The sequence below is a fragment of the Exiguobacterium sp. s130 genome (assembly GCF_018619055.1).
In the GTDB taxonomy this organism is placed as follows: Bacteria; Bacillota; Bacilli; order Exiguobacteriales; family Exiguobacteriaceae; genus Exiguobacterium_A.
In genome coordinates this window covers 37,011-48,807 of the sequence record NZ_JACSNI010000008.1, presented here as the reverse complement: position 1 = coordinate 48,807, position 11,797 = coordinate 37,011, and the positions used below count along the sequence as shown (strand labels likewise).

Below are 11,797 nucleotides of genomic sequence, written 5' to 3'. Positions count from 1 at the left end.
CAAAAGGATGGGGAAGAGATGGAGAACTACATTTTGTCATTGGATCAGGGAACGACGAGTACACGTGCGATCCTGTTTAATCGTGCCGGCGAGATCGTCCATTCAGCACAACAGGAATTCACGCAGTATTTTCCGAAACCAGGTTGGGTCGAACACAACGCAAACGAGATTTGGGGAAGTGTCCTTGCTGTCGTGGCGACTTGTCTGACGGAGGCGAACGTAAAGCCATCGCAGATTGCTGGTATTGGAATCACGAACCAACGTGAAACAGCTGTCGTCTGGGAAAAAGAAACAGGGAAACCGATTCACAATGCAGTCGTGTGGCAATCGAGACAAACGGCTGAAATCTGTGAAGCGCTTCGAGCAGCCGGTCATGCCGAGCTCTTCCGTGAGAAGACAGGTCTATTGATTGACGCTTATTTCTCTGGTACGAAAGTCAAATGGATTTTAGATCATGTCGAAGGAGCACGGGAACGTGCTGAACGTGGTGAACTACTGTTTGGTACGATCGATACGTGGCTCATCTGGAAATTATCCGGCGGAAAAGCACATGTGACCGACTATTCGAATGCAAGTCGTACGTTGATGTATAACATTCATGAATTGAAATGGGATGACGAGTTACTCGGCATCTTAGATGTCCCGAAAGCGATGCTTCCAGAAGTACGACCATCTTCTGAAGTGTACGCAGAGACAGCAGGGTATCACTTCTTCGGAGAAGCAGTTCCGATTGCTGGAGCAGCGGGCGATCAGCAAGCCGCATTGTTTGGTCAAGCGTGTTTTGATACAGGAATGGCGAAGAACACATACGGTACAGGCTGCTTCATGTTGATGAACACAGGGGAAGAGGCTGTGAAATCAGATCACGGATTGCTGACGACGATCGCATGGGGCGTCGATGGAAAAGTGGAGTATGCTCTAGAAGGAAGTATCTTCGTCGCAGGATCTGCGATTCAATGGTTACGTGACGGCTTACGTCTCATTGATGATGCCAAAGAATCAGAAGGATACGCAACACGCGTCACGTCTTCAGACGGTGTCTACGTTGTACCAGCATTCGTTGGTCTTGGTACACCTTACTGGGATTCAGACGTTCGTGGTGCCGTCTTCGGTTTGACACGTGGTACGGAAAAAGAACACTTCATCCGCGCGACACTTGAATCACTCGCTTATCAGACACGCGACGTCCTATCTGCGATGGAGCAAGATTCAGGCATCGAGATGAAAACGCTCCGTGTCGATGGTGGAGCGGTTAAAAACGACTTCTTGATGCAGTTCCAAGGTGACATCATCCAAGCGCCAGTTGAGCGTCCGGAAATCAATGAGACGACGGCATTAGGTGCAGCCTACTTGGCAGGTCTTGCTGTCGGATTCTTTGAAAACCGTGAACAAATTGCTACGCAATGGAAAAAAGAACGCCGTTTCGAGCCGAGTATGGCAAAAGAAGAGACGGATGCGCTTTATGGCGGATGGCAAAAAGCTATTCAAGCTACGATGTTGTTTAAATGATGTGATCTATGTTATAGTAAGGTCAAGTTAATAAACCGGTCGGAGAATATGGAGAGACCACAGCAACAGTTGACATAGTCAGCGTGTTTGTTGTGGTCTCTTTTTTTTCGAACCTAAACAGGAGGAACTATTCATGGCTAACCAACCATTCTCAAGCAAAAACCGTGCAGATGTCTATAATCGATTAACACGTGAAGAACTCGATCTACTTGTCGTAGGTGGCGGGATCACAGGTGCGGGAATCGCCCTCGATGCGGCGTCACGCGGTATGAAGATTGGCCTCGTCGAAATGCAGGATTTCGCATCTGGTACATCTAGTCGTTCAACGAAATTAGTCCATGGTGGTCTACGTTATTTAAAACAATTTGAAGTTCAAATGGTCGCTGAAGTCGGTAAAGAACGTGCGATTGTTTACGAAAACGGCCCACACGTTACGACACCAGAATGGATGTTACTTCCGATGCATAAGGGCGGTACATTCGGACCGTTCAGTACGTCAATCGGTCTTCGTGTCTATGACTTCTTAGCAGGTGTTAAACGTTCTGAATGGCGTACGATGTTATCTGCAAAAGAAACATTAGCAAAAGAACCACTCGTTAAACAAAAAGGTCTAAAAGGTGGCGGTTACTACGTCGAGTACCGCACAGATGATGCTCGTCTAACGATTGAAGTCATGAAAGAAGCAGTCGAACATGGCGCACGTGTCGTCAACTATACAAAAGCAGAAGAAATCATCTACGATGCTGGAAAAGTCGTCGGGATGCGTGTGACAGACCTCTTGACAGGTGACGTGCATGAAATCCGTGCGAAAAAAGTCGTCAACGCGACAGGTCCATGGGTTGATGAATTACGTGAAAAAGATGGCTCGAAAGTCGGGAAACAACTTCGTTTGACAAAAGGTGTCCACGTTGTCATCGATCAATCGAAATTCCCACTCAAACAAGCGGTCTACTTCGATACACCAGACGGTCGGATGATTTTTGCGATTCCACGTGATGGAAAAGCATACGTTGGTACGACAGATACGTTCTTCGATAAAGATACAGCACATCCGAAGTTCACAGTCGAAGACCAGGACTACGTTTTAGACGCGATCCACTATATGTTCCCAGATGTTAAAGTGACAGCGGAAGACGTGGAATCAAGCTGGGCTGGTGTACGTCCATTGATTTATGAAGAAGGAAAAGATCCTTCTGAAATCTCTCGTAAAGATGAAGTATGGCAGTCTGAGTCAGGTCTCATCACGATTGCGGGTGGGAAATTGACTGGATACCGTAAAATGGGTGAGCACGTCGTTGATCTCGTTGCTAAACTCTTGAAAAAAGAAGAAAACGTTGCGTATGCACGTTGCTCGACGAAAAACATGCCAATGTCGGGTGGACATGTCGGCGGAGCAAAAGGATTTGCTGAATTCCTAAAAGCTCAAACAGCAACGAATGGTCTAACAACAGAGGAAGTTCAATTCTTAGCAAAACGCTACGGTTCGAACTTACCGAAAGTACTTGAATATGCAGCAGCATATGATGCTGCTACGACAGATCTTCCTCGTTCTGTCTACGCACAACTTCACTATGGTATCGAACATGAAATGGTCGCTCGTCCGATTGACTTCTTCATCCGTCGTACAGGTGCTGTCTTCTTCGACATTGCTTGGGCTCGTGCTCACAAAGACGCGGTCATCGAAGAAATGAAAACTGTCTTGAACTGGACAGCAGAACAAACAGCTGCTTACACGAAAGAACTCGATATTGAGATCGAAGATGCAGCACACGCGCTTGTAACAGAATAAGCGATGAACGCACTAAAGAACCAAGATCAAAACGATCTTGGTTCTTTTTTTGAACATATTTGAATCGACCTGGGCGGAAAGATTGCAACTCTGTCTAGAGGCGACTATGCTTAATGTATGAAACTGCACAAAAGGAGAGAACACAGATGAAAGTAGAAGTATGGTCGGATTATGCATGTCCGTTTTGTTATATTGGGAAGCGTCGTTTAGAACAAGCAATTGCGAACGAAAAGTTGGATGTTGAGGTCGAATTCAAAAGCTTTGAACTTGACCCAGATGCACCAGCAGTGCCGACGCAAGGGTTATACGAAATTCTTGCTTCGAAATATGGGACGACTCTCGAACAAGCACGGAATATGTCGCAAGGTGTCGTTGATACGGCACGTCAGGAAGGCTTGCACTACGAGATGGATCGTGTCATCCCAGCCAATACATTCGAGGCTCATCGCCTGACTCAATTTGCAAAAAAACATGGTAAGATGAATGCAGTATCGGAAGCTTTGTTCACAGCTTATTTCATGAATGGAGAAGATTTGAATGACCCAACCATTCTGACGCGGATCGCAGTAGAAGCAGGACTTGCTGAAGCAGATGTCACAGCGTTTCTCGCATCAAAAGAACTGGCGACAGATGTTCGAGAAGAAGAGGCGATGGCACAACAACTTGGTGTTCGTGGTGTACCGTTCTTCGTCTTCGACCGAAAATATGCTATTTCCGGCGCACAACCAGTAGAAGCATTCGAACAAGTCTTCGCGAAGATCCGCCAAGAACAAACACTTGAAATCATCGCTGAAGGTGATGCGTGTGGTGTCGACGGCTGTAACTGATCACATTATGATTCCATCACAAAGGAGCACGAAACCCTTATGAAATTCATCTTCCATCCTGAGATTCGCGATGCGCGAATCAATCTCGCTGTCGAAGAATTCATCTTGAACAACCTGAACGTCAATGAAGAAGACTATTTCTTGTTTTATATCAACGGTCCATCCATCATCGTCGGAAAAAACCAGAACACGAATGAAGAAGTTAATTTGAAGTATGTCGAGGAAAACGGCATCCACGTCGTCCGTCGTCTTTCCGGCGGTGGCGCTGTTTATCATGATGAAGGAAACTTGAACTTCAGTTTCTTGACGAAAGATGACGGTGATTCGTTCAACAACTATAAAAAGTTCACGGAGCCGGTCGTGCAAGCGCTGCATAAACTCGGTGTCGAAGCGGAGTTATCTGGACGAAACGATATTCATGTCGGAAGCCGGAAAATCAGCGGGAATGCCCAGTTCACGACAAAAGGACGGATGTTTAGTCATGGTACGCTGATGCTCGATTCGAACATCGAAGAAGTCGTCAATGCGCTTGTCGTCAGTGAAGAGAAGATGCGTTCCAAAGGCATTAAATCGGTTCGGAGCCGTGTCGCGAACATCTCGGAATTCCTGACAGAACCGTTGACGATGGAACAATTCGTCGATCATCTCCTTGCCTCGATCTATGAAGGGAAAGAGATTGAACGGTATATCTTAACTGAAGAAGACTGGGATAAAGTACGTGCCATCTCGGCAGAACGTTATGGCAACTGGGAATGGAATTTCGGAAAATCACCGAAATTCGATGTTATTCAAAAAAAACGTTTCCCGATCGGAACGATTGACTTCCGATTGAATGTCAAAAAAGGCATCATTGAAGAAGCGAAGATTTACGGTGACTTCTTTGGCGTCGAGGACGCGGAAGAAATCGCACGGGCGCTTGAAGGTACACGTTATGATCGCGCGTCTCTTCGCGAAGTGCTCGGTCGGTACGAATTGAAAAAATATTTCGGCGCCGTCGAACTTGATGAGGTGCTAGACGTTTTAGCGTAAGTCTTTATGGGAAAACTCCTTCTATCAACAGCATAGGGGGAGTTTTTTTCATGGGCTATAATAAAGATAACTTTTTAGAAGGTTCGTTGACGGACTTTATCGATTTTGAACAGATTTCAAAACAATTACCGAAGACGGAGGACGAACAACCGTTACCTTATTATGAGCGTGATGATTATAAGGCAGCAGGTAAGCTTGAAGGAAAGGTCGCAATCGTCACAGGCGGCAATTCTGGAATCGGTCGTGCTGTCTCGATTGCTTATGTCCGTGAAGGGGCAAAGGTCGTCATTGCTTTCTATGGCGATCAAGAAGGAGCAGAAGAAACGAAGGCGCGTCTTGAAGAATTAGGAGGCGAAGTCCTACTTTCTAAAGGAGATATTGGGGACGCAGACTACTGTGAAACACTTGTTCAAAAAACGATCGACCGTTTCGGTCGCTTAGATATCGTCGTCAACAATGCAAGTATGCAAAAACCAGAAGATAGTCTGAAGGATATCACGGATGAGTCGATGGAGAAGACGTTCAAGACAAATATCTTCGGAATGATGCGTCTTGCCCGTGCTGCTTTACCGCACCTTTCACTTGGTTCTGCCATCATCAATACGACATCTTCGACAGCATACGAGGGGAACGCATTATTGATCGACTACTCCGCTACTAAAGGAGCAATCGTTAGCTTCACGCGGAGTCTTTCAATGAATCTGGCAAAAGAGGGCATTCGTGTCAACGCCGTCGCGCCGGGTCCGATCTGGACGCCGCTCATCACGGAAACGTTCCCGCATGAATCAGTCAAGACATTCGGGAAAAATACACCGATGGATCGCCCAGGGCAGCCGGCTGAGATGGCATCAGCATATGTTTTCCTCGCGTGTAACGATTCAAGTTATATGACAGGACAAGTCCTTCACTTAAACGGTGGCGTCATCGTCAACGGTTAAAAAGAAACTCTGTGAAAACGTTTCCAAAAAGTGTTACACTATCCATACGGTCGCTTTTGACTACGTATGGATTTTTTTACGTAAAAAATGAATAGTCATTCATTCGAAAGGGGAATTTTGCTCATGCTTGGATTGATTCAATCCGTCGAAGAAACTGCTCGAACACATCCAGACACAACGGCGTATGTGTTTGAGGACACGCAAGTCAGCTATCGTGAGTTTGTCGAGAAGTTTCACCGGGCAGCCGGTGCGCTTGAAGCGAACGGGATCCGAAAAGGCGATCATGTCGCGCTGATTTTAGGGAATAGCCCAGCATTCCTAGTGGCATATTACGCCATCATGAAACAAGGGGCAATCGCGATTCCGATCAACCCTACATACACACCGGATGAAATCGGGTATATCCTGATGAACGGTGATGTGAAGGGGATTTTAGGGATTGCACCGCTCGTCGAAGCTGCAAAAGATCGTCTCGTGCATTTACCGAATCTTAAGATTGTCGTCTCTGTTCCTTACGCGGATCAAGAAGGACCAAACGAAACACATCAACAAGTGACGTTCATCACGCTCGATCGCTGGCTCGAAATCGAACATCCCTTGACCGAAGTGACGAATGAACTGGACGACATCGCTGTCATTCTCTATACGAGTGGAACGACAGGAAAACCAAAAGGTGCGATGTTATCCCACCGTAATCTGACGTCGAATGCGCGCTCGATTGGGGATTATCTACATGTATCCAGTAACGATCGGACACTTGCCGTATTACCGATGTTCCATGTCTTTTGTTTGACGGTCGTCGTCAATGCGTCACTCGCACATGGAGCGTCAATCATCATTGCTTCACGTTTTTCACCACAAGAGACGTTTGAGTTAGCGAAAAAAGAACAGGTGACGATTTTTGCAGGCGTGCCAACGATGTATAATTTCTTACTGCAAACCGTGAAGGCTCATCCGGAATATGCGACCTATTTTGAATCAACACGTTTGTTCGTCTCAGGAGGAGCGAGTCTTCCAGTGCCGCTCCTTGAAGCATTTGATCGAACATTCCAATGTCATATCCTCGAAGGATATGGTTTATCGGAAGCATCACCCGTCACTTGTTTCAATCCGGTCAATGGTGTTCAAAAACCAGGCTCGATTGGAACATCGATCGTCGATGTCGAAAACAAAGTCGTCGATGAACTCGGACAAGAATTACCAGATGGTCAAGTCGGAGAATTGATCGTTCGGGGACCAAACGTCATGACCGGTTATTACAAGATGCCGGAAGAGTCACAAGCGACGTTACGCGATGGCTGGTTATATACGGGTGATTTGGCTCGTCGAGATGAAGATGGGTATTTCTATATCGTCGATCGCAAAAAAGATATGATCATCGTCGGTGGGTACAACGTCTACCCGCGTGAAGTCGAAGAAGTGCTCTATCAGCATCCAAATATCATTGAAGCCGCTGTTATCGGCATACCGGACGAGGAGATGGGCGAAGCTGTCAAAGCATTCGTCGTTGTCCGTGAGACGATGACAGAAGAGGAGGCGCGGACATTCTGTGGCACATCACTCGCGAAATACAAATGTCCGACACAGATTGAGTTCATCGATCGATTACCTCGTAATACGACCGGAAAGATTTTACGGACCGTGTTGAAGAAGCAACCGACGAATTCATGACTGTCTCAAGAACTTCAGGTTTCTGAAGTTCTTTTTCTGTGCATAGACAAGAAGGAGGGGATACGAATGAATATCGCATTGATTGCACATGATGAGAAAAAGGATGAGATGATGGGCTTTACACGGGCTTACGCCGCATTCTTTAAGAAAAATACATTATACGCGACAGGAACGACCGGGCAACGGATCATGGAAGCAACCGATCTGCACGTCCATCGCTGTAAGTCAGGTCCACTCGGCGGGGATCAGGAAATCGGAGCGCTGGTAGCACAAGGAAAAATCGATATCGTGATTTTTTTACGCGATCCACTGACGGCCCAACCGCATGAGCCGGACGTCTCGGCACTCATTCGATTATGTGACGTATACGATTTGCCGCTTGCGACGAATGTCGGAACTGCCGAAATTTTAATCAATGGACTCGAACAAGGACAATTCGATTGGAAGGAAATCATTCGAAAACGTCATGAACTAGAACAAAAAAAGTTTTTGGATGATTAATTTTGTGAGAACGCTTCTCATTTTCGTTTAAGCATGCTATAGTCAGTTTGAGGATGATACTGATTATCAATTGCGATGGAAAAGGTGGCGAAGAAAATGGAGATTCTATTAATGACGGGTGTAACAGTATTGCTAGGAGGCGGCGTTGGATTTTTGACGCACGTCGTGAAAATGGAACGACGTCAACAGGTGGCACCTGCGACTTCAAAGAACGAGCAAGTAGCGTATCCAGCGCTCCGTCTCGTCAAATAATAGAAAATTTATGACTTCGCCTTTCTTTTCTTTTGAAAAGAAAGGTTTTTTTGAATTATTATCCACTCTCCCATAATTTTGCGGAATTCCTTTGATACACTGAAACAAAGCACATTAGTCGAGGAGTGAGAGCCATGCATACAATCTATTTGGTTGACGATGAAGTGAACTTGAATCGTGTACTCGTAAAGTACTTGGAACAAGAAGGTTGGCAGGTTAAATCGTTTACATCTGGTGAGGCAGCTGCTTCTGCGATCGTAGAGAAGCCAGATTTGTGGGTTTTAGATATCATGCTACCGGATATGGATGGTTTTCAATTGATTAAGCGAATCAAGGCACATGATGAAACGACACCCGTCATTTTCATCTCGGCGCGTGATGAGGATATCGATAAGATCATTGGTCTTGAGATGGGATCGGACGATTATATTGCGAAGCCGTTCCTTCCGCGCGAACTGGTCATTCGTGTCAAAAAAATCTTAGCACGTACGTATGCGACACCGAAAAGTGGCGTCATTCAATACGGCGATTATATGATTTATCCTGAGAAACGAATCATCGAGGAGAACGGTCAAGAAATTGATCTAACCTCAAAAGAGTACGATCTACTGATTTTATTTGCGACACAAATCGGGACGCCGATGTCTCGCGAGCAGATTCTCGTCAGTGTCTGGGGTGACGATTATTTCGGATCGGATCGCGTCGTCGATGATCTTGTCCGTCGTGTCCGTAAGAAATTAACGAAACTGGAACTCGAAACGATCTATGGTATTGGCTATCGCTTGGTGTCTGCATGAAAAATCGCAGTCTCGGATTTCAGATTTGGGCGATGTTTCTGCTCGTCATCGTCACATTATCTGCAGTCATTCTCCTTGTCATCCGCTCATCGATCGGAAATTTCATCGATGAACAGGTCTATTCGACGCTTGAGAATAGTGAGGTCTTCTTCTCGAAGGATGCCTCTGTCATCGAGATGCTACAAGATAATCCGATTGAATTCGATCGTCGAAAACAAGAATCTCGATCAGTTAATATCCTATTGCTATCTAAGAACGGAAAACTTTATTACGGTGGGGCACCGCAACAACTGATCAATCAGATGTACCGTGATGCAATTGATCAAAAAACAGTTACGGCAAAGTATACGACGCGTCTTGATAAAGAAGACGTTTATTATAGTATTCGTAAAATGGAAGAGAGCGGCGAAACCTACTATCGTGTCTCTTACGTCTGGGATGCTTATCGACAAGAACTGATTACACAACTGTTTTCAAAAATCGGCTTCGTCGTCATCATCGGTAGTATCTTTACGTTATTCATTGCCTTCTGGTTGGCGCGTCGTCTGACACATCCGCTCGTCGAAATCGAAAGAGCAGTCGGGAAAATCGCGGCTCAAAAGTGGGATACACCACTTCCGCTCGATCGTGGGGATGAAATCGGTCGACTGGCACGGTCCGTCGATGCGATGCGGATGGATCTTGAAAAGCAGGATAAGGCACAAAAATCGTTGCTTCAAAATATTTCACATGATTTGAAGACGCCAATCATGGTTATTCGAAGTTATGCTCAGTCCATTTCAGATGGGATCTATCCAGATGGTGATTTAACCGGCTCCGTATCGGTCATTGATGAGGAAGCGGAACGATTAGAGAAAAAAGTGGCGGCTCTTCTTTACGTCACGAAGCTCGACTATTTCGAGCTCGATCGTTCGACGTGGGATAATGTCGATATCGATCGGATGATACACCTGCTGAAAAATCGTTTTTCTGGAACGAAGTCACTCGAATGGCATGTTAGTGGAGAAGCGGGGATCGTCCTTGGTGAAGGGGAACAATTACGAGTTGCACTCGAAAACGTCATGGACAACGCGATTCGTTATGCTGAAACACAAATTGACATCCGACTGTCTGGGACAGCGGATCAGGTTCATATCGAAATTGAAAATGATGGACCGCCACTTGATGACTCTTCGCCCTTGTTTCATCAATTTTCACGGGGCAAAGAAGGGAAGTTCGGGCTTGGTCTTTATATTGTCAAAAGGATCGTTGAGCGTCATGATGGTACGGTAGCAATTGAGAATCGCCCTGCGGGAAATGGAGTCGGGAAAGTTTGTGTGATTTTTAATTTCCCACGTCACTTTATTGAACAAGAGGAAAAAAAGCCAGAAGAATTTTAAAAACGGGATCCTAGGATCTCGTTTTTTTCATTAGGAAATAATCGGTATACTCATGCAGAGTAGAAGGAAGTTTGATATAACCAATATAATTCAGGAAGGGAGTGAAGGAGATGTCATACCCAGTTACGGAAGAAACGTTAGCTTTGATTCCAAGATATGGTCAATATGGTGAACCACAGACACTTGTCATCAAGGAGCATTCGGAAAGTATTTTAGAGGGTCATCCGATTAAGTTGATTGAAGAATCTTGTTTATATTTTGGTTCATCGATGCGTGGACGGATCGAAGCAGCGCGACATATTCTTGGTCCGAACCGAAAGACACCTGTTTTAGTAGATTGGCAGGCACAAACGATATTTTTTCCGACGACCGCAAAAGAAAAGGCGGAATGCATTTGGATCAATTTCAAGCAAATGAAGACTGTTCAAAAAAAGTCTGGAAAAGTACAGGTAGAGTTTCAGACAGGTCAATGTATTGATACGGACGCATCCGCATACAGCATCGAACGGCAACGAATCAAAACGTTGGAACTGGCGTATGAAATGCAACGGCGCTTCCAATTGCCGGAGTTTAAGAATCGATGAAAAGTGGAAACACATAACAGGAATCTTACTTATGTAAGGAGAAAGAAGTAGAGAGAGAAATCATAGGGAGGTGAAGCGGTAACTTTTACCGCGACACGATGAATGAATCATATGAATGGTTAAATCGCCGAAAATTGCAGCCTGGATTTGGTGCGACAGGTGGCAGACGCTTTATCAGTTCTCGCATCGTACGTCCGGAAAATACACCGGGTAAACGAATCAAAGGAATCAAACGCGCGCGACAACTAGTCGTCGATGATGCCGGAAATCGCCGTTGGGTCACGAAACGAATCGTTGTGACGGATGCTGCGAAGCATGTCACGATGAATCGTCGAACATCGATCGCCTTAAAAGAGACGAATGAATCGCGACTCGAACAAGTCAAACAAAAACTAGCATCTAATAAAAAAGTCTTACTTCCAATCTTGGCGGCAACAGGAATCGCTGTCGCAGGTGGCGTTCTTGCCTATGTCCTTCGTCGGAAGAAAAAACAATCCGATCAATAAAAAAGAAGCCAGTTC

12 protein-coding genes are annotated in these 11,797 nt (G+C 45.6%); all 12 read left to right on the top strand.

Translation table 11 applies throughout. From position 1 onward, the window contains the following. Positions 1-18: 18 nt before the first annotated feature. Positions 19-1,509 carry a glycerol kinase GlpK gene (gene glpK, locus HZS85_RS15095; RefSeq protein ID WP_214856735.1) on the top strand — a complete coding sequence of 497 codons (1,491 nt, stop codon included), beginning with the start codon at positions 19-21 and terminating at the stop codon, positions 1,507-1,509. 133 nt (positions 1,510-1,642) lie between these two features. Next, positions 1,643-3,298, top strand: coding sequence for a glycerol-3-phosphate dehydrogenase/oxidase (locus tag HZS85_RS15090; protein WP_214856734.1), 1,656 nt, complete (start codon positions 1,643-1,645; stop codon positions 3,296-3,298). Between the two features lie 146 nt (positions 3,299-3,444). After that, positions 3,445-4,125: a DsbA family oxidoreductase gene (locus tag HZS85_RS15085; protein ID WP_214856733.1), complete on the top strand. Its 681-nt coding sequence runs from the start codon at positions 3,445-3,447 to the stop codon at positions 4,123-4,125. Positions 4,126-4,164: 39 nt separating this feature from the next. Continuing rightward, entirely contained in the window at positions 4,165-5,154 is a 990-nt protein-coding gene (lplA, locus tag HZS85_RS15080) for a lipoate--protein ligase (protein WP_214856732.1), read from the top strand. A 50-nt stretch (positions 5,155-5,204) separates the two neighbouring features. After that, a complete protein-coding gene (locus HZS85_RS15075; RefSeq protein WP_214856731.1) occupies positions 5,205-6,092 on the top strand; it encodes an SDR family oxidoreductase in 888 nt (295 codons plus the stop codon). 123 nt (positions 6,093-6,215) lie between these two features. After that, positions 6,216-7,763 (top strand): fatty acid--CoA ligase family protein, encoded by a 1,548-nt coding sequence (locus HZS85_RS15070; RefSeq protein ID WP_214856730.1) that lies wholly within the window; start codon positions 6,216-6,218, stop codon positions 7,761-7,763. 66 nt (positions 7,764-7,829) lie between these two features. Further along, the gene (mgsA, locus tag HZS85_RS15065; RefSeq protein ID WP_029340960.1) at positions 7,830-8,264 is read left to right on the top strand and encodes a methylglyoxal synthase; all 435 of its coding nucleotides are present in this window, start codon (positions 7,830-7,832) and stop codon (positions 8,262-8,264) included. A gap of 96 nt (positions 8,265-8,360) precedes the next feature. Next, positions 8,361-8,516, top strand: coding sequence for a hypothetical protein (locus HZS85_RS15060; RefSeq protein ID WP_197026224.1), 156 nt, complete (start codon positions 8,361-8,363; stop codon positions 8,514-8,516). A gap of 134 nt (positions 8,517-8,650) precedes the next feature. Continuing rightward, positions 8,651-9,313 carry a response regulator transcription factor gene (locus HZS85_RS15055; RefSeq protein ID WP_214856729.1) on the top strand — a complete coding sequence of 221 codons (663 nt, stop codon included), beginning with the start codon at positions 8,651-8,653 and terminating at the stop codon, positions 9,311-9,313. Further along, positions 9,310-10,692 carry a sensor histidine kinase gene (locus HZS85_RS15050; protein WP_035409370.1) on the top strand — a complete coding sequence of 461 codons (1,383 nt, stop codon included), beginning with the start codon at positions 9,310-9,312 and terminating at the stop codon, positions 10,690-10,692. The genes HZS85_RS15055 and HZS85_RS15050 overlap by 4 nt, the downstream gene beginning before the upstream one ends. 110 nt (positions 10,693-10,802) lie before the next feature. Continuing rightward, the gene (locus HZS85_RS15045) at positions 10,803-11,276 is read left to right on the top strand and encodes a competence protein ComK (RefSeq protein WP_035409368.1); all 474 of its coding nucleotides are present in this window, start codon (positions 10,803-10,805) and stop codon (positions 11,274-11,276) included. A 98-nt stretch (positions 11,277-11,374) separates the two neighbouring features. Continuing rightward, positions 11,375-11,782: a hypothetical protein gene (locus tag HZS85_RS15040; protein ID WP_023467385.1), complete on the top strand. Its 408-nt coding sequence runs from the start codon at positions 11,375-11,377 to the stop codon at positions 11,780-11,782. The last annotated feature ends 15 nt before the right edge of the window (positions 11,783-11,797 follow it).

Excerpts from the sequence above, each read along its gene's own strand:
- HZS85_RS15040 (WP_023467385.1), top strand. The coding sequence starts at position 11,375 with ATGAATGAATCATATGAATGGTTAAATCGCCGAAAATTGCAGCCTGGA.
- HZS85_RS15090 (WP_214856734.1), top strand. The coding sequence starts at position 1,643 with ATGGCTAACCAACCATTCTCAAGCAAAAACCGTGCAGATGTCTATAAT.
- glpK (WP_214856735.1), top strand. The coding sequence starts at position 19 with ATGGAGAACTACATTTTGTCATTGGATCAGGGAACGACGAGTACACGT.
- mgsA (WP_029340960.1), top strand. The coding sequence starts at position 7,830 with ATGAATATCGCATTGATTGCACATGATGAGAAAAAGGATGAGATGATG.
- HZS85_RS15055 (WP_214856729.1), top strand. The coding sequence starts at position 8,651 with ATGCATACAATCTATTTGGTTGACGATGAAGTGAACTTGAATCGTGTA.
- HZS85_RS15045 (WP_035409368.1), top strand. The coding sequence starts at position 10,803 with ATGTCATACCCAGTTACGGAAGAAACGTTAGCTTTGATTCCAAGATAT.
- HZS85_RS15085 (WP_214856733.1), top strand. The coding sequence starts at position 3,445 with ATGAAAGTAGAAGTATGGTCGGATTATGCATGTCCGTTTTGTTATATT.
- lplA (WP_214856732.1), top strand. The coding sequence starts at position 4,165 with ATGAAATTCATCTTCCATCCTGAGATTCGCGATGCGCGAATCAATCTC.
- HZS85_RS15070 (WP_214856730.1), top strand. The coding sequence starts at position 6,216 with ATGCTTGGATTGATTCAATCCGTCGAAGAAACTGCTCGAACACATCCA.
- HZS85_RS15075 (WP_214856731.1), top strand. The coding sequence starts at position 5,205 with ATGGGCTATAATAAAGATAACTTTTTAGAAGGTTCGTTGACGGACTTT.
- HZS85_RS15060 (WP_197026224.1), top strand. The coding sequence starts at position 8,361 with ATGGAGATTCTATTAATGACGGGTGTAACAGTATTGCTAGGAGGCGGC.
- HZS85_RS15050 (WP_035409370.1), top strand. The coding sequence starts at position 9,310 with ATGAAAAATCGCAGTCTCGGATTTCAGATTTGGGCGATGTTTCTGCTC.